Raw genomic sequence first — 23,275 nt, forward strand, 5'->3', positions numbered from 1 at the left:
GAAAGATGCCCTCTTCTACCACTTCCCGTCCGCTTGGATTTCTGGCTTGCGCCTCGGCCGGAGCGCTCTGGGGCACAGGATTCTTCTTTGGCAAGATCGCCCTGCGCGAGGTCAGCGTGGGTCACATGGTGCTGTATCGTTTTCTTTTTGCAGCACTTCCCATCCTGCCACTGGTTAAAGGCCGCGGAGATCGCTGGACGGCTGGCGAATGGCGATTGATGCTCCTTGCTGCGTTTTTCGGTGTTCCCCTTCAGTTCCTGGTGCAGTTTAAGGGGCTTTCGCTCACTTCCCTTTCGCATGCTGCGCTCATGATCGGCACGCTGCCCGTCATCCTTGCCGCAGCTGCTGCCATCTTCCTGAAAGAGCGTCTGGATGCCGTGGGATGGAGTGCGTTGATCGCGTCCACCACGGGCGCCTGCATGATTGCGTTGGGTGGTCATGACGCCAGCGGAACTTCTTCTCTGCTGGGTGATTCTCTGATCGTTCTTTCTGTGGTGATTGCGCTGGTGTGGCTGCTGGGCAATAAAAAACTTCTTCTGCGCCACAGTGCGCTGGAGGTGAGTGCGCGCAGCCTGGTGCTGGGAACGATCATACTGCTGGTGTGGGTGCCGTTGCAGTACGGCATGCCGCCGGTACACAACATATCTGTAAAAGCGTGGCTTGCACTGGCAGCCAGCGGTGTTCTTTGCACCGCTGCAACCAACCTCCTATGGAATTGGGGCATGACGCAGGTACCTGCATCGCAGGGCGGCATCTTCATCAATCTGGAGCCGGTCATCGGATCAGTGCTTGGCGTGACCTTATTGCATGAACGTCTCGGTCTAATTGCATGGGTTGGTGGATCGTTGATTGTGGGCGCGGCTGTGGTGCTCTCGACGCGCGGAGAGGTAGCCAGCGATTCCATCCAGATGGAGACGGTATGAGCGACACGCCGAAGATGATTGCCATCGATATGGATGGCACACTGGTGCATCCCGGCGGCACCGTGTCGCCCGGCAATCAGGATGCCCTGGATCGCGCACGCAGCGCCGGTGCGCGCATCGTCATCGCTACGGGGCGTCGCCATAGCTATGCCATGAAAGTGCTGCAGACCGGCAACTTTCAGCCTGACGACATCGTGCTCAGCTCCAACGGGGCCGTGGCGCGCACCATGGATGGTCGCCTGATCTTCCGCGAAGAGATGTCGGCTGAGACTGCCCTATGGCTATGCGAAACGGTCAGCGGCTATCGCAACTGCCTTGTTTTTACCTTTGACACTATGGACGCGCACGGCAACGACGCCGGTGGTGCACTGGTGCTGGAGGAAGTGGAAGATCTGCACGCCAGTATTGAGAAATGGATGGTGGCAAACGCAGCGGATATTCGCCGTTTTACCCCCATTGAATCCGCTTTTCATACAGCAGAGTTCCCCACAATTCAGGCAATGTTGTGCGGCGGCATAGAACGTATGGAAACGGCGTTCCGCCATCTGGATGCAGCGCACGGAGGCCGCCTGTCACTGACAAGGACGGTCTATCCGCTGCGCGATCTGTGCATTCTGGATATCCTTCCGCAGGGCTGTTCGAAGGGCGCGGGACTGTCGCATCTGCTGAATGAAGAAGGACTTGCAGCAGACGATTTGATGGCCATTGGCGACAACTGGAACGATCTGACCATGCTGGAACATGCCCGCTGGCCCATGTTGATGGGCAATGCCCCGGACGAACTTCGTCTACTGGCGGAAGAGCGTAACTGGACCGTCACGCGGCATCATCACGAAGATGGCGTCGCCGAAGCGATTGCCCTCTGCTTTGGCGAATGATATTGGCTTCCGCTGACACGATCTGTAAAACCCCGGATGCTACTCTGATGGGGATGGCCTCCCTCTCCGTCCGAAGGATTGCAGCGCTTCTTTTGCTACCGGGTATGTGCGGTGCTGCGGCACGCGCTGCGGAGGTGGTGACGCTGCGCAATGGGTTCAGCATTACTTGCGAACGCCACGAGGCACTCTCCACGGACGTGACCCGACTGTATCTCCGCGCAGACAACTTCATGGATGTTGCGGCGTCTTCCATCACCTCAGTTGAGGTAGCTCCGGATGTGCCTGCATCCACGTCCACGAAGGCCGAGCCCCACGAAAAGACCGGGACCGCCACCATCCTTGCCGATTCCGGCGCACGCCATAACGTGAACGTGGCACTGTTGGCGTCTGTTGTGCAGGCTGAGAGCGGCGGCAACACGAAGGCCGTATCGCGTACAGGAGCACGTGGCCTGATGCAGTTAATGCCAGGCACTGCGAACCAATTAAACGTGAAAGACAGCTTTGACGCCGCATCGAATGTGAACGGCGGCAGCGCCTATCTGGACCAACTTCTGACTCGATACCACGACAATCTTGCTCTCGCGCTGGCCGCTTACAACGCGGGCCCCGGGGCAGTGGATCGTTATCATGGCATCCCGCCCTACCGCGAAACGCAGGCGTATGTGGCGCGCGTGATCCGTGAATTTAATCGCCGTGTTGCGGAACAGGCACGCGCAGTTTCCGCCACGGTGGTTCGCTAAAAGCATGAATAAACGCCGCATCGCTCTCTGGACGGTCGTTGTCCTCCTTGCAGCATTTCTTCTTTGGAAGATTCACCAATCGCATTTTGACTGGCACGCATTCTGGCTGGCATGCCGACAGGTAAATCTGCCGCTGTTTCTGCTGGCAACTCTGATGGTTTACAGCAACTCCGTGGCACGCGCCGTTCGGTGGACAATCTTTCTGAAGCCGTCTCTGCCGCCAGAACAACGGAAACCGTGGTGGACGCTGCTTGGCGCTCAGTTCATCGGCTTTACTGGCCTCGCCATCTTCGGGCGCGTGGGTGAACTGATTCGCCCTTACCTCGTCAGCCGACGCACCGGCCTGTCGTTTTCTTCGCAGATCGCGGTTGTCGCTGTGGAGCGCATCTTTGATCTCGCAGCCTTCGGCATTCTATTTGCCGGAAATCTCATCGTTAGTCCGCAACTGAACGCGTTGCCTTACCATGAGCTGTTTCACAAGCTGGGATGGGTCATCGCCGCCATGATCGCTGTCCTGGCCGCTTTCGTTATCGCTGTTCGAGTAGCGGGCGAATTCATGGCGCGGCTGATTCGCCACATTGTGGGCATCCTTTCCAAGCCGGCAGGACAAAGCGCGGAAGTCAAAGTATTGGAATTCCGCAACGGCCTGAACGTAGTCGGCAGCACGAGTGATTTCATCGGCATTGTCGTGTGCAGCTTTGCGCTGTGGGGAGCCGTTGCGATTGCCTATGTGCTCACCATGAAGGCGTTTCCCGCGCCGGTGCACAACCTGACCATCGCACACTGCTTGCTGTTGATGGGATTCAGTGTGGTGGGAGGAATTGTGACGTTGCCGGGTGTTGGTGGCGGAGCACAAGCACTCACCTTCGGCGCGCTGACTCGCCTGTTTGGTGTTCCGGCAGAGCTCGCGGCAAGTGCAGCCATCATCATGTATTTCGTAACCACGATCAACGTGATCCTGCCCGGACTGATCTATGCCCGCGTGGAGAGCGTGAACCTTCGCACCGTGGCTCGCGAAAGCGCACAGAAGTCATGACGACAATGCTTGATAGAATGGGCTTCGCATGAAGTGTCCGTTTTGCGGCTGGGCTCAGGATAAAGTCGTTGATTCACGCGAGAGCAAGGAGGCGGATAGCATCCGTCGCCGCCGCGAGTGCGAGAAGTGCAACAAGCGCTTCACCACCTACGAACGCATCGATGAAATTCCGTACATGGTCGTCAAGAAAGATGGCCGACGTGAGAAGTTCGACCGGCAGAAGGTCCTGAACGGCCTGTTGCACGCCTGCCAGAAGCGGCCCGTACCCACAGGCAAACTGGGCAAGATCGTGGACGAAACCGAGGCCTACGTGGTGGATTCGCCGGAGCGCGAACGCACCACCGTGGAAATCGGCGAGATGATCATGACGCGGCTGAAGGACATTGACACCGTGGCCTACATCCGCTTCGCCAGCGTCTACCGCGACTTTAAGGACGTGCGCGAATTCAAGGCAGAACTGGAAGAGCTGCTGGGATCGCGGCTCCGTAAGACCTCTCCGGGAATATAAAACTTCCCCGCTTCGCTAACCACATCCATTCGCATGGCATCACAGCAGTTATGAAATTGCTGGCTGGAACGCTGTTGTGCGTTCTGATGGTTGCCATTGCCGGATGCAAACCCGACGCCGCCGTGAAGCGTGGCGCGGTGATTGATTCTGCGCCCAGCGGCCATGACGCCGGCAAGGCTGGACAGGCTGCGCCCGTTCCGCCACCACAAAATCAGCAGCCTCAGGCTCAGACTCCTCCCCCAACAAAGGTGCAATAAGCCATGCCCGATCTCCATTCGCTGGGACTTCCCCTCTGGTTTCTTATCCTCAGCCTGTTCCTGCCGCGGCTTTCGCTGCTGGCGCTGTACCTGCAGGGGCATACGGGAAATGTCTTTGTCATCAGCCTGATTCCTACGCTGGTGGCGCTTCTGATTCCGCGCATTCTGATTCTTTTCTGGATTTACACCACGCAGGGCCTCAGCATCTGGTTCCTGATTCACGCTGTTGGCCTGCTCATCGCATGGGGCGCTATCGGTACTCGAACGCGAACGGTTTACGTCACCCGTCGCGGCGTTACGGAATACTAAAGCCGAAATTCGATGGTTGCCGCTGCAATCCGGTATCCTTAACAGATACATCCGGTATGGATTAAGGACTGCAGAACAACATGGAACGTCGCAAGGTGGGGATTCTCGGCGCGACCGGAACAGTCGGCCAACGCTTCATTCAACTTCTGGACCAGCACCCGTGGTTTGAGATCACGTGGATCGCGGCAAGCGATCGTTCGGCGGGCAAACGCTATGCCGACGCCGCCAAATGGAAGCTGGACACCCCCATGCCCGCGCGGATTGCCGACCTGGTGCTGCAGCCGAACACGCCTGCCGCCAACACCGGCGAAGTGCCGAAGATCATCTTCGCCGCGCTGGACAGCGACATTGCAAAGGAACTGGAGCCGCAGTTTGCGGATGCGGGATGCGCCGTCATCTCCAACTCGTCGGCCTTCCGCATGACGCCGGATGTGCCGCTGGTCGTGCCTGAGGTCAACGCAGACCATCTGCCGTTGCTGACGAAGCAGGCTGCTTACACCTCCAAGAGCGGTGGCTATATCGTCACCAATCCCAACTGCTCTGCCATTGGCCTCGTCCTTGCGCTGAAGCCGCTGGAAGAGCGCTTCGGTATTGACGCGCTGTTTGTCAGCACCATGCAGGCCGTCAGCGGCGCGGGTTATCCCGGTGTGCCTTCCCTGGACATCCTCGGCAACGTGGTTCCCTTCATCAAGAACGAAGAGGAAAAGCTGCAGGAAGAAGTGGGCAAGCTGCTGGGCAAGTTCAACGGCAATAGCATCGACATGCTGCCCGCGAAGGTCAGCGCACACTGCAACCGTGTTGCCGTGATCGATGGCCACACCGAGTGTGTCTCCATCAAGTTCAAGAAGCCCGTCACGCGTGAAGAGATTCTGGCCGCGTGGAGCGAGTTCCAGCCACTGGCACAGCATCATCTGCCCACTGCCCCTGCTCAGCCGGTGATCTTCACCGATGCAGCAGACCGCCCGCAGCCGCGCTTTGACGTGGGTGCAGGCAACGGTATGAGCACCACCGTGGGCCGCTTGCGCGAGTGCCCGCTGCTGGACTGGAAGTTTGTTCTGCTGAGCCACAACACGCTGCGCGGAGCCGCTGGCGCCGCTGTGCTGAACGCGGAGGTCCTGGCCAAGATGGACCTGCTTCCCGGCAAACATCTGCACACAAAGACCGGCGCTGGACTGGCCGAGAATGAGTTGGTGAATGCATGAGCACCGCATCCCGTCCGCAACTCGTTGTGATGAAGTTTGGTGGCACCTCAGTGGAGGATGCTGCTGCAATCCGTCGCACTGCAGCCGTTGTTCGTGGCCGCCGCGAAAAGGGTCTGGAAGCTGTTGTTGTTGTCTCCGCGATGGCGAAGGTGACTGACACGCTCCTTGCCGCCGCAGCAGCAGCCGGTAACGGTGACAAATCCGGCGCGCTCGCGCTCTCCGCGCGTCTGCGTTCACGCCATCTGGAGACCGCCGGCGAACTGGTGAAGCAGCCGCAGTTGAACGCGCTGCTGAATCACATCCAGCACGACTTCGATCACCTGGACGACCTGCTGCGCGGCATTGCCGCAGTGGGTGAGCTGACACCGCGCACCACCGACAACGTGGTCAGCTATGGCGAACGACTCAGCAGCCAGATCGTTGCTGCTGCATTCGACGCTGCCGGTATCAAGGGCACACACCTGGACGCGCGCCACTGCATCGTGACCGACGACAGCTACGGCAAGGCTGTTCCGAATGAAACATTGATCGAAGCCCGCCTCAAGGAACATGCACTTCCCTTGATTGAGCAGGGCCTGACGCCTGTGATGGGCGGCTTCATCGGAGCGAACGAAAAGGGCGTCACCACCACGCTGGGCCGCGGTGGTAGCGACTTCTCTGCTGCTCTGGTGGGTGGCGGTCTGCACGCCGGAGCCATTGAAATCTGGACCGACGTAAACGGCATCATGACCACCGATCCGCGCATCTGTGCGGACGCGCTGCGTGTGAAGACCATCTCGTTTGAAGAAGCCGCGGAACTCGCTTACTTCGGCGCGAAGGTACTGCATCCTGCAACGATTCTGCCTGCTGTACAGCAAAACATCCCCGTTTTCGTGCTGAACAGCCGCAATGCTGCAAACGAAGGTACACGCATCAGCGCGGTTGCGCCGCCGTGCCGTTCGCCGTTCAAGTGCATCGCGGTCAAGAAGAAGCTGACCATCGTGGACATCGTCGCCAGCCGCATGCTGATGACGCATGGTTATCTGAAGGCTGTCTTCGACGTATTCGATAAGCACAAGGTCGTCATCGATATGGTCTCCACTTCGGAAGTCTCCATCTCCGTAACCGTGGATACCAGCGATAAGCTGCCGCAGATTGCGGAAGACCTTTCGAAGATTGCCGACGTGAAGTACGAGAGCAACAAGGCGCTGGTCTGCCTTGTTGGCGAAGACATTCGTGGACACGCTGGCATTGCCGGCAAGGTATTCACAGCTATCGGTCACGTCAACGTGCGCATGATCTCGCAGGGTGCCAGCGAAATCAACATGAGCTTCATGATCGAAGAAGACGATGCATCGGAAGCGATCCGTTCGCTGCACAGCACCTTCTTTGCCGATCCTGACCCGAACATCTTTGACCTGGACGCACGCGCCAATACCACCGGAGCACCTCCGGTGAATGAACCTGCGCGCATCACGGTGCAGTAACAGTTAGAGCTCCATAGCGTTAATAAAGATCGTGTGGCCCACGTCTCGCATCTGAGACGTGGGTTTACTCAACTAAGATCGACACACAGGAAGTACGAAGTCACAAAGACACGGCTTGAGCCGTGTCGCAACCGGCCAAGAGATAAAGGGCTTAAAGCCCTGAGGGAAACAAACCATGCGGATGCTCGTCCTGGGTCACGGCAAAACAGGCAAACTGGTTGCGGAAGTAGCCACAGAACGCGGTCACGGCGTACATGTTCTGGATGCGAAGGAAAACCCACGCGGCGCGGCCCTGACCGCCCCCTTCGTTGCAGGATTCGATGTGGTGATTGACTTCACTACGCCGGACGCAGTGCTGACGAATCTCCGCGCATGCCTCGCCGTAGGAGCGAAGGTAGTTGTAGGTACAACGGGTTGGTATCAGCACCTGAACGATATGACAGGTCTCGCCATTCGCAAGGATGCCGCGCTACTGCATGGCACGAACTATTCCATTGGCGTGCAGGTCATGCTGCAACTTGCCAAGCAGATGACCGAATCCCTGAAGAAATACGGCTACGAATTCAAAATTGAAGAGACGCACCACACGCAAAAGCTGGACGCGCCCAGCGGCACAGCCGTCAGCATCCAGCAGGCGATGAATGCAGCGGGCGAGGTGCCAATCGAATCCATTCGCGAAGGCGATGTGGCTGGCATTCACATTGCCGAAGCCATCAGTGCGGGCGACAAGCTCAGCCTCCGCCATGAAGCCTTTGGCCGCCGTGGTTTTGCAGAAGGCGCAGTGCGCGCGGCTGAATGGCTCAGCACACGCAAGGGTGTCTACGACTTCCGCGATATCTTCACGCAGATCTAAACCATACAAAGGGCCCGGCTGATGCCGGGCCGCTCTGTCTTACAAGCAACAAGGAACTTTAGCTCCTGAGGAAATTTACCGATGTCCAACAAGCCATTTGCCAATCTCACCTTCGATGAAAAGCTCGACCGCCTTGCACTCGTTGCCGTTCGCGTTGGCCTGAACCTACGCGAAGGCCAGGAAGTTGTCGTTACCGCATCGCTCGACCACATTCCCTTCATCCGCAAGGTTGTGGCAGAGGCATACAAGGCTGGCGCGTACGCCGTGACGGTGCTTTATCAGGACGACGTGGCCACACTCGCGCGCTACCAGAATGCACCTGACGCTGCATTCGACTTCACACCGAAGTGGTTGGCTGACGGCATCGCGGAAGCCTTTCGCAGCAACGCTGCACGCCTCGGCATCACCGGCGCAAACCCGGCACTCCTGAAGGATCAAGACCCCGGCAAGATCAGCCGTGCCAACGTTGCTGCATCCAAGGCCAGCAAGCCCGCGATGGAACTGGTCACGCGCCACGCCATCAACTGGAGCATCCTCGCCGGTGCCACACCTGCATGGGCCAAGTTGGTTTTCCCTGACCTACCAGAAAACGAAGCCGTCGCTCGCCTGTGGGATGCCATCTTCTCCGCATCGCGCATCACGGGCGACGATCCGGTTGCCGATTGGAAACAGCACGGCGAAAACATCATGAAGCGTGTGGGGCTGCTGAATGACAAGCGGTATCACGCGCTGCACTTCCGCGGCCCCGGCACTGATCTCGTCGTCGGTCTTGCGGACGATCATCTGTGGGCCGGTGGTGGCGGCGTCTGCGGCAACGGTATCTTCTGCAACGCGAACATCCCCACGGAAGAGTGCTTCACCACACCGCACAAGGACCGCGTGAACGGCACCGTCACAGCATCGAAGCCGCTGTCGCATCAGGGTACGCTGATTGAAAACATCAGCGTACGTTTTGAAAACGGCAAGATCGTGGAAGCTCACGCCACCGCAGGCGAAGAGGCACTGAAGAAACTGATTGCCGTAGACGAAGGCGCAAGCCATTTGGGCGAAGTCGCACTTGTGCCTCACTCATCGCCCATTGCGCAGAGCGGTCTGCTCTTCTGGAACACGCTGTTCGATGAAAACGCAGCCAGCCACATCGCGCTGGGTCAGGCCTACGCTACCTGCATCATTGACGGTGAAACCATGGACGAAGCTACGCTGAACAGCAAGGGCGCCAACAGCAGCCTGATCCACGTGGACTGGATGATCGGCTCCGGTGAAATGAATGTGGACGGCGTCTTTGCTGATGGCACAGAGGAGCCGCTAATGCGCAACGGTGAGTGGGTGTAAGCTGCCGCCATGCCCGCCGAAATGATGAAGTCAACCCGACTGGAAGCCTTCAGTGATGGTGTGATCGCCGTCATCATCACCATCATGGTGTTGGAGCTTCATGTGCCGGAAGCACACGGCCTGGCGGGCTTCATCAGCATTCTGCCTCGGCTTGGCATTTACGCGCTCAGCTTTCTGATGATTGCCATCTACTGGGTCAACCATCACGCTATCTGCGCGCGGATTGAAGTGGTGAACTATCGCGTGCTTTGGGCCAACCTGTTCTGGCTCTTTTGCGCTTCATTCGTTCCCTTCTTCACGGATTACATTGAAGAGCACCACTTTGATTCCTTTGCCACGGCGCTGTACGCGGCCATCATGCTGCTTGCCGGTTTCGCATTTTTCCTGCTGCGCGCATCGGTGGATCATCTGCGGCAGGATCTGGGCGAGCAAATTCCGAAAACAGATGTGAGCGAAGCCATCAAACACGGCACCAGCATCGCGTTGTACGTAGCCGCTATTCCCATGGCGTATTTCAAGCCGATTTTTTCGCTGGCGCTGGTACTGATCACCACGCTCATCTGGATTGCACCGAAGTTCGGCACCAAGCATCCAGACGGTGGAATTCGTTACGTAAGCCGCTGCGACTGACAGGCGTGTTTCGCCGCTGTTCGCGATACACTCAACAGTGGTATGGAACCCGCGATTATCACTGGACTCGGCACTGCGATCATCACCCCTTTTCACCCGGACGAGAGCGTTGATCACGCTTCGCTGAAGAAACTGGTGGAGATGCAAATTGCAGGTGGCGTCGACTTCCTGGTGGCATGCGGTTCCACCGGCGAAGCCAGCACACTGACCGAAGACGAGACCGATGCGGTCATCGCCACCGTGATTGAAGCTGCCGCTGGGCGCATTCCCGTTGTAGCCGGATGCACGCACAACAGCACACGCGAAGCCGTGGCGCGCGCGCAGCGCATTGCAAAGATCAAGGGACTGAGCGGCATTCTGACCGCCAACCCTTACTACAACAAGCCCACACAGCAAGGCCAGTATCTGCACTTCAAGGCGATCGTGGATGCAGTCGCACCGCTGCCGGTGCTGCTTTACAACATCCCGGGACGCACCGCTGCGAATCTGCTTCCGGAGACTGTGATTCGTTTGGCCGAGTTGCCAAACGTCATCGGCATCAAGGAATCCAGCGGCAATCTCGCGCAGATCGGCGAACTGCTTGCTATCAAGCAGGCAAACTTCGCTGTCTTCTCCGGCGACGATTATCTTGCGCTGCCCATCATTGCAGGCGGTGGCGTGGGACTTATCTCTGTCGCTTCGAACGTTGCGCCGAAGGAAGTAAAGGCAGTGATTACAGCCGCACTTTCCGGCAATCGCGAAGCCGCTGCCGAAGCCGCAAAGAAGGTTCAGGCGCTAAACACAGTGCTCTTCGCCGAACCCAACCCAGCGCCCACCAAGGCGCTGCTGGCAGAGATGAAGATCATTGCGGGCGACACGCTTCGTCTGCCGATGCTGCCCGTTGGCGACAAGACGCGCTTATCGCTAAATAAAATCGCCACGCAACTCCATCTGCTGTAATCGATTTGCTGTCATAGAATGACGCCGCAACGAAGTGTTCTCCGTCTGCTATCAAACGATAGCGAGAGGAGTTACACATTCATGGCTTCCTGGAAAACATTTGGCCTGTCCGCGGTTGCAGTTGCCGCCCTGGCATTGGCTGCTCCCAGTACGGACCGCGCGCAGGTTTCAATCGGCGTCAACATCGGCCCTGCACCTGTATGCCCTTACGGCTACTTTGATTACGCGCCCTATGACTGCGCACCTTACGGCTACTACGGCCCGGACTGGTTCACAGGCGGCGTTTTCATTGGCGCTGGCCCATGGTTCCACGGACCCCACGGTTTCTACGGCCACGTGGACAATCGTTACGATCCCCACTATGGCTATCATGGGCCATTCCCCGCACGTGGCGAGGCTCCGTTCAATCATTTCCACGCCAATGAAGCCCGCGACGGACAGGGCCACATTGGCAACGCGCCACACTCACCGGGAGGTGAACACGCACCAGGCTTCTCCGGTCATGGTGGCCCTGGCGGCGGTGGTCATCCCGGTGGCGGCGGACATCACTAAACCGGCTCCGAGTAATTACGAAACGAGCCATCGTCTGCACGGCGATGGCTCGTTCTTTCATCAATTGATCGCCTTACGCTTGATAAACTTTTCCTATGCCTTTGAATGATCTGGAACAGCGCATCGAGCATGCGTTTTCTCTTGGCGCATCCGCTGCCGCCGACCCGAACTCTGTCATCGCCTTCAACGAACTCCGCGACGCGCTGGAAGCCGGCACCATCCGCTCTGCCGAACCCGACGCCACCAGCCCCATCGGCTGGAAGGTGAATGCGTGGGTCAAGCGCGGCATCCTGCTGGGTTTCCGCCTCGGCAACCTGGTCGAGATGTCGGCAGGCTCCTTCGTCGATAAGCACACCTACCCCGCGCGCACGTTCGCCGCGGAACAGGGCATCCGTGTTGTTCCCGGTGGATCCAGCGTCCGCGCCGGCGCATATCTTGCGAAGTCGGTCGTAATGATGCCCCCGGCATACGTCAACGTGGGCGCTTACGTGGATGAAGGCACCATGGTCGACTCGCACGCCCTGGTCGGCTCCTGCGCGCAGATCGGCAAGCGCGTCCACCTGAGCGCGGCAGCCCAGATCGGAGGCGTATTGGAACCGGTAAACGCCACCCCCGTCATCATTGAAGACGACGTACTGGTCGGCGGCAACACCGGCGTGTACGAAGGAACCATCGTACGCAGCAAGGCCGTTTTGGCCGCCGGAACCATCCTGACGCGCGGCACACCGGTCTATGACGTGGTGAACAACACCGTTATTAAAGCCACGGCTGACACACCGCTGATCATCCCGGCAGGCGCGGTCGTCGTCCCCGGCTCGCGCGCCATCACCAAGCCCGGCGTGGAAGGCCTCAGCGTCTACACCCCCATCATCGTGAAGTATCGCGACGAGAAGACCGAGCTTTCGCTCGCACTGGAAGACCTGCTGCGCTAAATCGGCTTTCTGAACACCCAAAGCCCGGCTCCCGAGCCGGGCTTTGCCGTTTTTGCCGGACTGTAATCCCCCGCAAAAGCGCCATCAGCAACGAACTGAAGTGCTACCCTGAAAGTCCATGGGTAACGAAACACTGAAAGTAATCCCGCTGGGCGGTCTGGGCGAGTTCGGCATGAACTGCATGGCCATCCAGTGGAAGGACGACATCATCGTCATTGACGCCGGCCTGATGTTCCCCGAGGACGACCTCCTCGGCGTGGACATCGTTGTCCCCGACATCACGTACCTGCTCGAGAACCGCGACAAGGTCCGTGGCATCGTCCTCACACACGGCCATGAAGACCATATCGGTGGCCTTCCCCGCATCCTGTCGCAGTTGAACGTGCCGGTCTACGGCACAGAGTTCACGCTGACCTATGTGGAAGGCAAGCTCGAAGAGCACAAGCTGCTGGACGACGCCGACCTGATTGAGATGCTGCCCGGCGAAAGCTTCGTCCTGGGGCCATTCAAGATTTCGCCCATCCGCGTTACCCATTCGCTGGTGGACTGTGTTGCACTGGCCATCCGCACGCCCGTGGGCACCATCGTCCACACCGGCGACTTCAAGATCGACCTCAGTTCGCCCGACGGCAAGCCTTTTGACCTGCACTCCTTCGCAGAGCTGGGTAAAGAAGGTGTCCTTCTGCTGCTGCAGGACAGCACCAACTGCGACCGCCCCGGCTACACCCCCGGCGAACTGGCCGTGAAGCCCCGGCTGGACGAGATCTTTGCGCGCACAGAGAAGCGCCTCTTCTTCTCCTGCTTCTCGTCGTCCATCCACCGCATCAAGCTGGCAATGGAACTGGCGCACAAGCATGGCCGCAAGGTCGCGCTCATTGGCCGCTCCATGGACAACTCCACCGAAATCGCCATGGACCTGGGCTACATCGATCCGCCTCAGGGCCTCCTCATCCACAGCGGCCAGATCAAGGATCTGCCACCGGAACAGGTGTGCGTGCTCATCAGCGGAACGCAGGGCGAACCCATGTCCGCGCTCAGCCGTGCCGCCGTGGACAACCACAAGCACGCCCGCATTGAACCCGGCGACACCGTACTGTTCTCCTCGCGCGTGATCCCCGGCAATGAGAAGCCCATCTACAACGTCATCGACCACCTTTATCGCCGCAAGGCCAAGGTGATCCACGACGACGGCAAGAGCGGCCTCATCCACGTCAGCGGCCACGCATCGCAGGAAGAACTGCGCCTGATGATCAACCTGCTGCGCCCCAAGTACTTCGTGCCCGTCCACGGCGACTACCGCCACCTGACGCAGCATGTGGAGATCGCTGTCGGTACCGGCATCCCGGAAAAGGCCATGCTGATTGAGGATGGCGAAGTGCTGGAACTTACCGGTAGCACCATCGAGAAGACCGGCAAGGTCGCCAGCGGACGCATCCTCATCGACTCCGGTTCCACGGCTGATGTGGTGGAAGACATCATCATCCGCGACCGCCGCCACCTGAGCGAAGCGGGCCTCGTGCTGGCCATCATCACCATCGACAAGATGACAGGCAAGCAGGCCGGACCACCGGAGATCGTAACGCGCGGCTTCGCGGTGAACGAAGAGGGCATCATGTCCGACGCCCGCAACATCATCGGCCGCACGCTGGAAGAAAGCAGTGCAGAAGAAAAGCGTGACTGGATCCTGATCAAGGAAAAAATCCGCGCCGACCTGAAGCGTTACATCCAGAAGAACACGCAGCGCAGACCGATGATCATGCCGGTGATTCTGGAGATTTGATCTGACTCTCAAAACATGAAAAGGCTGCCGCGAAGAGTGGCGGCTTTTTTCATTTCGACAGTGCATCGCCTACCGGTCGTATATGTTCTGCTATAGATAACCCGCGAGCAGGAGCGAGCAGCATTGAACTTCGACCAAGGCGAACTCTCCCGACGCAAGTTCCTCCGCAATACCGTTACAAGCGCAGCCGCCCTTGCTGCAGCACAAGCCGCACACGCTGCACCCAAGTCCACAACGAAGAAGAAGCCGAACATTCTCTGGATCATGTCGGACGAGCACAACTACGCCATCACCGGCGCGTACGGCAACAAACTCGTTCAGACGCCGCACATCGATTCGCTTGCGGCCAAGGGCATTACGTTTGATACGCATTACTGCAACTCGCCGCTGTGTGTGCCGTCGCGTGCATCGCTGACGGCAGGTAAGTATGCCTCACGTGTCGACACATGGGGCCTGACCAGCGAGCTACCCGATGCCAACATGCCCACGCTGCCACGCGTGCTGAATGACGCAGGCTACAAGAGCTATCTCTGCGGCAAGCAACATTATGACTACACGCGTCGCTATGGATTCATCGAGTGGGGCGGCAACTTCAACAACAACTACAAGACCGGCAAGGGCCATCGCGATGCTCCCACGCATCTGACGCAGGCATCGCTTTCGGATCGCTTCGAGTCATTCCATCCCGGCGATCATTCCAGCATCATGAACCACGATGAGAAGGTAACCGCCGGCACGCTGGACTTCTTCGCGCAACACAAGGATGCGGATGAGCCGTGGTTCCTGTTCGTCGGCTATCTCGCGCCGCACTTCCCTCTTACCGTCCCGCAGCAATACTTCGGTCGCTACAAGGACAAAGTTCCGATGCCCGAGATTCCCGCGGGCTATCTTGATTCGCTCTCATTGAACTACAAGGTGCAGCGTGCTGGCTTTCAGGAGATTGGCGTGCCCGACGCAGTGGTGAAGCAGGGCCGCGAATGCTACTACGGCCTGACCAACTGGGTGGATGACGAGATTGGCAAAGTCCTCGCGGCACTTGAGGCACATCCGCACATCGCGGAGAACACTATCATCGTCTACAGCAGCGACCACGGCGAAAACATGGGCGAGCATGGCATGTGGTGGAAGAACAACATGTTTGAAACCGCCGCGCGTGTACCGCTCGTCGTCAGCTATCCCAAACGCTGGAAGGGCGGCCAGCGACGCAAAGGTGCGAGCTCACACCTGGATCTGGTGCAGACATTGATTGAGCTTAGTGGCGGCACCGCACCGAAAGATTGGAATGGCACCTCCATGTTGTCGTGGATGGACAACGCGAAACACACATGGAAGGACACAGCCGTCAGCGAATACTGGGCGCAGTTCACATCCAGCGGCTATGCGATGGTTCGTCAGGGAGACTGGAAGTATGTCTATCACTGCGTGATTGACGAGCAACACCCCGAGGAACACGAGCTCTACTATCTGCCCGACGATCCCAAGGAACTGCACAACATGGCCGCGCTGCCGCAACACAAGCAACGCATCGCCGAGATGCACAAGGTGCTGGTGGCCGAGCTTGGGCAGAACCCGAACCAGATTGAACAGCGCAGCCGTCAACAGCTAGCCGAGGGCTATCATCGCACCGATCCCAAGCCCAATCCAAGAGCAGGTGAAGCGGGATAAAGCCCACGACGATTTCATCGAAGCATAAGCTTGTTCATGAAATACGAAGGCGTCAGGTGACGCAGTATCTCAACAGATGCCGATAAACTTCCCGATCCTTAGAAAAGTGCAGGCAGGAATTTCCCTGAGGATAAAAAAGGCCGAACGAAACACCGCATGACTATTGTCGATTCGCTTTGGTGAATAACGTGCAAACGATCCCTTGAGACTCCATCCCCAGGATCGTGACGTATGCATCTATGGACCGAATACGAAGGCAATGTACTTGCCGGTTATCCCATTCTCCGGTTACTCCGCTCAGAGGGTCGTAGCGCCTTCTTCAGCACCACCACACCCGATGGCCAGCCAGCACTGCTACGCCTGACCGAATCGCACTTCGACGAAAGCGAGCTGGTAGGTCGATGGCGAAAAATCTCTGCCGTCACGCACCCCAACCTGCAAGCCATCAAGCACTGCGGGCAGATCACGTTTGACAGTGTCCCGCTGGCCTGCTGCCTGCTGGAACCCATCGACGCCAGCCTGGCCGACGTGCTGCGCGATCGCGCACTAACACTCGATGAGACAAAAGAAGTAGCAGAAGCAGTATCAGGAGCGCTCGCCGCACTGCACGCCGCCGAGTTGATCCATGAGCACGTGGATGCCTCCAACGTATATGCCCACGGCGAAGTGGTGAAGCTGCGCAGCGACTGCGCCCGCGAATGCATCGGCGACTTTGAAGCTGACACACCGGAAGCACGCGAGGCACTGTGCAAACGCGACGTCCGCGACCTGGGCTTGCTACTGCTGCGCTGCCTTGCTCTGGAATGGCAGGGGTCATCGGCGATGAAGCTTCCCAGCCCCATGGATCGCATCATCCCCAACGCACTCAATGGCACAGTGACGGCGCAGGGCGTGGTGGACATTTTGGACAGAATGAAGCCCGCTCCTATTGCAAAACCTGTGCCAGCAGCCGCGGTAAGCGAGCCAGCGAACACCGCCAAGACACCGACACCTTTGAAGAGCGCTGCGACTACTCCTGACGCAGTGCTGGGCACCTTGGCAAGCCGCGAAGCCCCCGCGAAAGCTGCCACACCGGAACCGCGTCGCACACCACCAGTCGCAACCAAGTCAGACGACCCGTTCGATGTCGGCCTGGGTAGCCTGCGCAACGAACCGCGCCATCAGGCAGGCACAGCAGCGTCTGCCATGTTGCAGCGACTGCGGCCACTCATGCCGCGTCCCATCAGCCGCAAAGCCCTGTCGATTTCCGGCGCGCTCGCGGCAACACTTGCCTTCGTGCTGTGGATCACCTTCCATAACGGCGAACCAACACCAGCAGAAACCCACGCTGCCGTAGTGGCGCAAGCACCTGTGGAAGCACAGCCTCAGCCTGCACCACAACCAGCCGCAACCAGCACACCGAAACCTTCCGCGACAACTTCGCTACTTACGTCAACAGCGCAGGCTGGCTGGCGCGTGATCGCCTACACATATAACCACGAGCAACAGGCGCAAGCGAAAGCTGTGCAACTGCAGCAGAAGTACATGAACCTGCAGCCGCAGGTGTTCTCTCCCACCGGCCATGCGCCGTACTTTGTCGCGCTCGGCGGCCCACTGGATTCATCCAGCGCCTTCGCACTCCGCAACCGCGCCCGCCAGTCCGGCCTTCCCAGAGACACCTACGCCCGCAACTTCTAAACACTCCACAACACGCAGAACACAAGGCGGCCCACAAGGCCGCCTTTTGTGCTTTTCTCACAGACGTTCCTAGCCGTACTCAGTATCATGGGCGTACCCGTGACCACCCAATCGTACGCACTCTCTGAAAGCAATCGCACACGACAACGTTTTCGGCATTATGCAGTGGCGCTCATACTGATCACGTTCCTGCTGATCGGCATTCTTGTCTCGCGCATCTACATAGTCGCGCACCTGCAAGCCATCGCAGTCATGAAACAAGTGGCGGGGCAGTCTATTCCTCGCTTCATTCGCAATGAAGCCACGGAAGCCGTCACGCAACGCGACCTGACCATCCCCACCCCCGATGGCGATCTGCGAGCAAGACTTTATCTACCTGCAAAGCATCCCAATGCGCCAGGCCTTGTCGTCTTTCACGGCGTACACCATCTCGGCATGAATGAACCTCGTCTGGAGGCTTTCGCACAAGCCATGGCCGCGAGTGGCCTTAATGTACTCACACCGGAGCTTCCTGCCATCAAGGATTATCGCGTCAGTGAGGCCAGCATTCACGCGATTGGTGAATCCGCGAAGTGGTTCGCGCAACAGCGTGGAAAACCTGTCGGTGTAATGGGACTCAGCTTCTCAGGCGGACTCGCGCTCGTGGCCGCAGCCAATCCCGTGTATGCGTCCAGCATGAAGTTCGTCTTCGCCGTCGGCTCGCAAGGAGCCATGACACGCGTTGCCAGCTACTATCGCACCGGCAACGATCCACGCCCCGATGGCACCACAGAAATTCTTCCGGCGCACGAGTACGGACCACTCGTTCTGGAATATGAACACATTGAAGAGTTCGTCCCGGCAAGCGATGTGAAGCCCATTCGCAACGTTCTTCGCGCGCACTTGTATGAAGACAATGACGCCGAATCCAGCGCCCTGAAATTGCTGAATGCGAGGCAGACCGCGGAAGCAAAACGTTTGATGGATGCAGCCTCCAGCAGCACGCGTTCTCTCCTACTCACTAGCGAAAACAAGCACGCCGCAGAAATGCAGCAGCTATCGCCCGAAGCACACCTGCATGACCTTACTGTGCCCGTTTTCCTGTTGCACGGCGAAGCGGACAACATCATCCCCGCAGCGGAAACGCTGTGGATGGCTAGCCAACTCCGCGCGGAATATCTTCAGGCGGCATTGGTGAGTCCCATGCTCTCGCATCTCGACATGAACAAGGAGCCGTCGCTGATAGATCAGTGGCAACTGATTCACTTCATGGCCAAAGTTTTACGCATGGCCCACCAGTCGTAGCGATATCATCTGGTTCTCAGTTGCACCATGACGATCAAGGAGCCATCCTTGCACTTCACACCCACTGTCCGACTCGCCAAGACTGTGCTGATGGCTGCCATGGCGTTTTTCTTCACGCTGGTGGTCTTCAACAACATCACCGACTTTCAATCGAACTATCAGTTCGTGCACCACGTGCTGGACATGGACACCACCTTCCCCGGCAACAAAGGCATGTGGCGTGCGTTGCATCCGGCGTGGACGCACCTGCTCTTTTACCTCGGCATCATCGCGTACGAAGCGTTGAACATGGTGCTGTGCTGGTGGGCTGCAGCAGCAATGTTCCGAGCGCGCAACGCCACGCCGCAAGCTTTCGCACAGGCACGCGCTATAGGTGTAGTGGCGCTTACAGCAGGTATCTTGCTATGGCTGGTGGCATTTCTGGAAGTAGGCGCAGAATGGTTCCTGATGTGGCAATCACAGATATGGAACGGACAGGAAGCCGCCTTCCGCATGGTAGCGATCGAAGGCATTCTGCTGGTGATTCTGCTGTTGCCGGAAGAACTCTAAAACCGAAGGGACGGCGTTACTCCATGCCGTAAAACTTCTCACCCATACGAATCGGCTCACGTCCGTTGGAGATACGCACCAGGTTCGTATCGCGCAGTGAATAAGCGCAGCCGCAGTATTCCTGTTGGTAAAAGTTTTCGCGCTTGCTGATTTCAATCATGCGCGATGCGCCGCCGCCCTTGCGCCAGTTGTACTCCCAGTACTTCAACTCCGGATAACGTGACGCGGCCTTCACACCTGCGCCTGTCACCTGGTTGAAGTCTTTCCAGCGCGAGATACCAAGCGAACTACTGATGATGTCGAAGCCATTCTCAGCGGCGTACAGAGCCGTACGTTCAAAGCGCATCTCAAAGCATTCCGTGCAGCGAATGCCACGCTCCGGTTCGTTCTCCATGCCCTTCACGCGCGCGAACCAGTTGTCCATGTCGTAGTCCGCATCAATGAACGGAATGTCCATCTTCTTGCAGAAGTCGACATTCTCTTCCTTGCGCAACTCATACTCGCGGCGCGGATGGATGTTGGGGTTGTAGAAGAACAGCGAGAAGCGGATGCCCGATTCGACCATCGCCTCCATCACCTCGCCGGAACACGGCGCGCAGCACGAGTGCAGAAGAAGATTGCCCTTCCCCTCCGGCAGTTCGAGTTTCACGCGTTGCTGCATAGTGCTCCTGTTCCGATGAGAGACTCACTGAAAACCACAGGCGAAATCCTCTTTCTAGGATACCGAATTGCCCGCCAATTCGCTGGCCGGGGCATTTCTGTGCGTGTTTTCTTAAGCCCGCCCCAAATGCGCGACAATAGTCTCATGCCCACAGAGCCGCTGATCACTCTTGCCGACATTCACGCCGCCCGCGAACGCATCGCCGGAACCTGTGTCCGCACCGGTCTTTACCGGCTTGATCCCGAACGCATGGCTGCTGCCGGATTCAACATTCCGCTGCACAGCGAAATCTGGCTGAAGGCAGAGAACGAGCAGCCCATCGGCAGCTTTAAACTGCGCGGCGCTTACAACAAGGTCGCGTCGCTCACTGACGAGGAGCGCAGCCTCGGCGTCATCACTTACAGCAGCGGCAACCACGCACAGGGTGTGGCTTTTGCAGGCCGAGCAATGGGCGCAAAGGCTGTCATCGTCATGCCAGAATCCGCGCCCATCAATAAGCGCGAGGCCACAAAGGCTCTGGGCGGCGAAGTTGTTCTTGTTGGCCCTGCCAGCAGTGAACGCAAAGAAAAAGCCGAAGAGCTCGTGGCCCAACACGGCTACGTAATGGTGCCGCCGTACGACGATCCGTACATCATCGCAGGGCAAGCCACCTGCGGCCTTGAAATCGCTGAACAGGCTCCCGATGCTGATCTGATTCTTTCTCCCGTCAGCGGGGGAGGCCTTCTCAGCGGCGTTGCTTCGGGCATCAAGTTGTCCGGCAGCGACGCAAAGGTCTGGGGATGCGAACCGGAACTGGCTGGCGATGCCACCGAAAGCTTCTACAAGAAGGAACTCATCGAATGGCCCGGCAGCGAAACCACACGCACCATTGCCGACGGCCTGCGCACGCAAAGCCTGGGTGAGCGCAACTTCCAGCACATTCTGAAATTTGTGGACGGCATTGTGACCGTTACCGAAGAGGAAATCCTGGAAGCCACGAGGGTCCTGCTGCTGGCCACCGACATCGTTCCCGAACCCAGCGGAGCAGTCACACTGGCCGCAGCCTTGTTCCATAGTGACCGTCTGCCGGAAGCGAAGAAGATCGTCGCCGTGGTCAGCGGCGGCAACATTGATCCGTCGTTGAAACAAGAACTGCTGACCGCCGAAGCATAATCGCCGTCTAAGAAAACGTATGCGCAAGCTTGCCGTTGTTCTCTGCCTGACTCTTCCGACCATCGCCGTGGCGCAGAAACAAGTTGCGCCCGACGCCCGGCGCGGTGTCGTTCTGCACACTGCAGACGTCTACGTGGCGCCCGACGGCAACTCGCAGCGCGTGAGCACGGTCACGCCGGGACACGAGATCGTCGTCAACGAAAAGAGTGGCCCCTGGGTATCCATCTTCGCCAATACCGATATCCAGGAACGCTCTGAGACCGAGGACGAACCGGAATTTTCTACCGACGAGGGCAGTATCCCGCGCTCCGGCTGGATCAAGGATAAGGGCATCGTCACCTCCGCCACGCCAAACGGCGACAAGCTGATTTACGGCGCAGCCGCCACATGGGAAGCCGCCGCCAGCGAACCGCATGCACCCAAAACCGCCGTGGGGTCGGCTTATCTGCTCTATCGGCGCGTTTACGAGTACTTCCCCTCGTCGCCTCTGGCAGCCGAAGCGCAATGGCGCTCTGCCGACGTCCGCTGGCAGGAAGCAAAGTTCGATGCTTCGACTTTGCCGTCGTGGAAAGACCCCGATCCCAACATGCGTCCGAAGCTCTACCAGAAGGATCTGGAGCGCATTGTGAAGACCGGCACTGGCAAATATCCCGCACTGGCCGCCTTCGATCTACTGGACATCAAGGTCTGCGGCGACTGGCAGGGACTGACCAAATGCCCCGAACGCGAAACCGAGCTCTACGCCAAGTACGCTGATGCCTTCCCCGACGGCCCCAAGACGGCCGAAGCACTCTGGGATGCCGCTTACCGTCAAGGCGTGCTGGTAACCATGTACGCCGCGGAAGAGAACAAGAAGAAGGCAGACGTAGCCACGCAGCGCGTGCACCAGTTCCGTGACCGCCTGGTACAGAACTTCCCTAACAGCGACTACACGCTTCGGGCCATCAGTCTGGTATACAGGGTGGAGCAAGGCATTGCCATTTACGGCAGTGACCGCGACTAATTCGCTGGTGAAGGCCCTTTGAACGCATACATTCTCTCCATCATCCTTGGCATCGTTGAAGGCCTTACCGAGTTCCTGCCTGTCAGCTCCACAGCGCACCTTCGCATTACGGAAGCGCTGCTGCACATCCCGCTCGCGGATCCGTTCTGGAAGATGTACACCATCGTCATCCAGCTTGGAGCCATCCTTGCGCTGCTCCTCTTCTTCCTGCTGCGCATCGTGCGTTATTTCCGCACCTTCCCGCAGGGCGAACGCGGCGACAAGACGTGGTTGACGCACCCCATCTCGCTCACGCTCATCGCCTTTGTCTGCACGGCAATCCCGGCAAAGCTGCTGACAAAGAAGATTGGCGAAAACCTAGAGAACATGACGGTCATCGCATTGGCGCTGCTCATCGGCGGCATCATCATGTGGGCCGTGGATTTCTGGGCATCGCGCCGCGAACCTTCCACCACGCATGTGGAAGACATGAGCCTGCCACAGGCCGTCTGGATCGGCATCTGCCAGGTGCTGTCCGCTGTCGTTCCCGGCACATCGCGCTCCATGAGCACCATCGCGGCAGGTCAGATCGCGGGTATGGATCGCCCCGCCGCGCTTGAGTTCTCGTTCCTGCTCTCCATCCCGACAATGATCGCCGCCACCGGCTATTCGCTCCTGAAGGCCGTCCACCCCAGCGCGAAAGACATTGCCGCACAAGGCGCTGAGGCTCTCACACCGCTAGTGATGGGCCCGGAACGCTGGATCGTCCTCATTATCGGCATGGCGGTTTCGTTTGTGGTGGCCTACGTTGTGGTGGCGTGGTTCCTGTCATGGGTACGCACACGCGGCTTCGGCATCTTCGCCGCCTATCGCATCGTCATCGGTGCAGTCATTCTCTACTGGCTCCACGCGCACCCCGGCGTGCTGCTGTAGTCACAACCAGCTTCTAAAGCAAGAATGCCCTGAAC

At 58.5% G+C, this 23,275-nt stretch carries 24 protein-coding genes; 23 read left to right on the forward strand and 1 reads right to left on the reverse strand.

Going from position 1 to position 23,275, the window contains the following annotated elements:
• Nucleotides 1-5 precede the first annotated feature (5 nt).
• From JAO32_RS04960 to JAO32_RS05055, 20 genes are all read left to right on the forward strand, one after another.
• The gene (locus JAO32_RS04960) at nucleotides 6-923 is read left to right on the forward strand and encodes a DMT family transporter (protein WP_334238104.1); all 918 of its coding nucleotides are present in this window, start codon (nucleotides 6-8) and stop codon (nucleotides 921-923) included.
• Nucleotides 920-1,801, forward strand: a complete 882-nt coding sequence (locus tag JAO32_RS04965) for an HAD-IIB family hydrolase (protein WP_334238106.1) — start codon at nucleotides 920-922, stop codon at nucleotides 1,799-1,801. The genes JAO32_RS04960 and JAO32_RS04965 overlap by 4 nt, the downstream gene beginning before the upstream one ends.
• 47 nt (nucleotides 1,802-1,848) lie before the next feature.
• A complete protein-coding gene (locus tag JAO32_RS04970; RefSeq protein WP_334238107.1) occupies nucleotides 1,849-2,541 on the forward strand; it encodes a lytic transglycosylase domain-containing protein in 693 nt (230 codons plus the stop codon).
• Between the two features lie 4 nt (nucleotides 2,542-2,545).
• Nucleotides 2,546-3,577: a lysylphosphatidylglycerol synthase transmembrane domain-containing protein gene (locus JAO32_RS04975; RefSeq protein WP_334238109.1), complete on the forward strand. Its 1,032-nt coding sequence runs from the start codon at nucleotides 2,546-2,548 to the stop codon at nucleotides 3,575-3,577.
• A gap of 28 nt (nucleotides 3,578-3,605) precedes the next feature.
• Nucleotides 3,606-4,085: a transcriptional regulator NrdR gene (gene nrdR, locus JAO32_RS04980; protein ID WP_334238111.1), complete on the forward strand. Its 480-nt coding sequence runs from the start codon at nucleotides 3,606-3,608 to the stop codon at nucleotides 4,083-4,085.
• Nucleotides 4,086-4,135: 50 nt separating this feature from the next.
• A complete protein-coding gene (locus tag JAO32_RS04985) occupies nucleotides 4,136-4,342 on the forward strand; it encodes a hypothetical protein (RefSeq protein WP_334238113.1) in 207 nt (68 codons plus the stop codon).
• Nucleotides 4,343-4,345: 3 nt separating this feature from the next.
• Nucleotides 4,346-4,651, forward strand: a complete 306-nt coding sequence (locus JAO32_RS04990; protein ID WP_334238115.1) for a hypothetical protein — start codon at nucleotides 4,346-4,348, stop codon at nucleotides 4,649-4,651.
• A gap of 80 nt (nucleotides 4,652-4,731) precedes the next feature.
• A complete protein-coding gene (asd, locus tag JAO32_RS04995; protein WP_334238116.1) occupies nucleotides 4,732-5,853 on the forward strand; it encodes an aspartate-semialdehyde dehydrogenase in 1,122 nt (373 codons plus the stop codon).
• Nucleotides 5,850-7,319: a lysine-sensitive aspartokinase 3 gene (lysC, locus tag JAO32_RS05000; RefSeq protein ID WP_334238118.1), complete on the forward strand. Its 1,470-nt coding sequence runs from the start codon at nucleotides 5,850-5,852 to the stop codon at nucleotides 7,317-7,319. The genes asd and lysC overlap by 4 nt, the downstream gene beginning before the upstream one ends.
• A 175-nt stretch (nucleotides 7,320-7,494) precedes the next feature.
• A complete protein-coding gene (locus JAO32_RS05005; protein WP_334238120.1) occupies nucleotides 7,495-8,172 on the forward strand; it encodes a 4-hydroxy-tetrahydrodipicolinate reductase in 678 nt (225 codons plus the stop codon).
• Nucleotides 8,173-8,253: 81 nt separating this feature from the next.
• Entirely contained in the window at nucleotides 8,254-9,504 is a 1,251-nt protein-coding gene (locus tag JAO32_RS05010; RefSeq protein WP_334238122.1) for an aminopeptidase, read from the forward strand.
• A 9-nt stretch (nucleotides 9,505-9,513) separates the two neighbouring features.
• A complete protein-coding gene (locus JAO32_RS05015; RefSeq protein ID WP_334238124.1) occupies nucleotides 9,514-10,134 on the forward strand; it encodes a TMEM175 family protein in 621 nt (206 codons plus the stop codon).
• 42 nt (nucleotides 10,135-10,176) lie between these two features.
• Nucleotides 10,177-11,073, forward strand: a complete 897-nt coding sequence (gene dapA / locus JAO32_RS05020) for a 4-hydroxy-tetrahydrodipicolinate synthase (RefSeq protein ID WP_334238126.1) — start codon at nucleotides 10,177-10,179, stop codon at nucleotides 11,071-11,073.
• An 81-nt stretch (nucleotides 11,074-11,154) separates the two neighbouring features.
• A complete protein-coding gene (locus JAO32_RS05025; protein ID WP_334238128.1) occupies nucleotides 11,155-11,625 on the forward strand; it encodes a hypothetical protein in 471 nt (156 codons plus the stop codon).
• Nucleotides 11,626-11,720: 95 nt separating this feature from the next.
• A complete protein-coding gene (locus JAO32_RS05030) occupies nucleotides 11,721-12,557 on the forward strand; it encodes a 2,3,4,5-tetrahydropyridine-2,6-dicarboxylate N-succinyltransferase (protein WP_334238130.1) in 837 nt (278 codons plus the stop codon).
• Between the two features lie 118 nt (nucleotides 12,558-12,675).
• Nucleotides 12,676-14,337, forward strand: coding sequence for a ribonuclease J (locus JAO32_RS05035; protein ID WP_334238132.1), 1,662 nt, complete (start codon nucleotides 12,676-12,678; stop codon nucleotides 14,335-14,337).
• Nucleotides 14,338-14,460: 123 nt separating this feature from the next.
• Nucleotides 14,461-16,002 (forward strand): sulfatase-like hydrolase/transferase, encoded by a 1,542-nt coding sequence (locus JAO32_RS05040; protein ID WP_334238134.1) that lies wholly within the window; start codon nucleotides 14,461-14,463, stop codon nucleotides 16,000-16,002.
• Between the two features lie 231 nt (nucleotides 16,003-16,233).
• Nucleotides 16,234-17,679, forward strand: a complete 1,446-nt coding sequence (locus JAO32_RS05045) for a hypothetical protein (protein ID WP_334238136.1) — start codon at nucleotides 16,234-16,236, stop codon at nucleotides 17,677-17,679.
• 99 nt (nucleotides 17,680-17,778) lie between these two features.
• Nucleotides 17,779-18,963: an alpha/beta hydrolase family protein gene (locus tag JAO32_RS05050; RefSeq protein ID WP_334238138.1), complete on the forward strand. Its 1,185-nt coding sequence runs from the start codon at nucleotides 17,779-17,781 to the stop codon at nucleotides 18,961-18,963.
• A 27-nt stretch (nucleotides 18,964-18,990) separates the two neighbouring features.
• Nucleotides 18,991-19,512, forward strand: a complete 522-nt coding sequence (locus JAO32_RS05055; protein WP_334238140.1) for a DUF2165 family protein — start codon at nucleotides 18,991-18,993, stop codon at nucleotides 19,510-19,512.
• 16 nt (nucleotides 19,513-19,528) lie between these two features.
• Here JAO32_RS05055 and JAO32_RS05060 read toward each other — a convergent pair whose 3' ends face one another.
• Nucleotides 19,529-20,173, reverse strand: a complete 645-nt coding sequence (locus JAO32_RS05060) for an epoxyqueuosine reductase QueH (RefSeq protein ID WP_334238142.1) — start codon at nucleotides 20,171-20,173, stop codon at nucleotides 19,529-19,531.
• 126 nt (nucleotides 20,174-20,299) lie between these two features.
• Between JAO32_RS05060 and JAO32_RS05065 the strand changes: the two genes are divergently transcribed.
• The 3 genes from JAO32_RS05065 to JAO32_RS05075 are packed head-to-tail and all read left to right on the forward strand — an operon-like array spanning nucleotide 20,300 to nucleotide 23,240.
• Nucleotides 20,300-21,325 (forward strand): threonine ammonia-lyase, encoded by a 1,026-nt coding sequence (locus JAO32_RS05065; RefSeq protein ID WP_334238144.1) that lies wholly within the window; start codon nucleotides 20,300-20,302, stop codon nucleotides 21,323-21,325.
• Between the two features lie 19 nt (nucleotides 21,326-21,344).
• Complete coding sequence (locus JAO32_RS05070; RefSeq protein WP_334238146.1) at nucleotides 21,345-22,328, forward strand: tetratricopeptide repeat protein; 984 nt, start codon at nucleotides 21,345-21,347, stop codon at nucleotides 22,326-22,328.
• Between the two features lie 18 nt (nucleotides 22,329-22,346).
• The gene (locus JAO32_RS05075) at nucleotides 22,347-23,240 is read left to right on the forward strand and encodes an undecaprenyl-diphosphate phosphatase (protein WP_334238149.1); all 894 of its coding nucleotides are present in this window, start codon (nucleotides 22,347-22,349) and stop codon (nucleotides 23,238-23,240) included.
• The last annotated feature ends 35 nt before the right edge of the window (nucleotides 23,241-23,275 follow it).

The sequence above is a fragment of the Terriglobus sp. ADX1 genome (assembly GCF_036877645.1).
GTDB lineage: Bacteria > Acidobacteriota > Terriglobia > Terriglobales > Acidobacteriaceae > Terriglobus.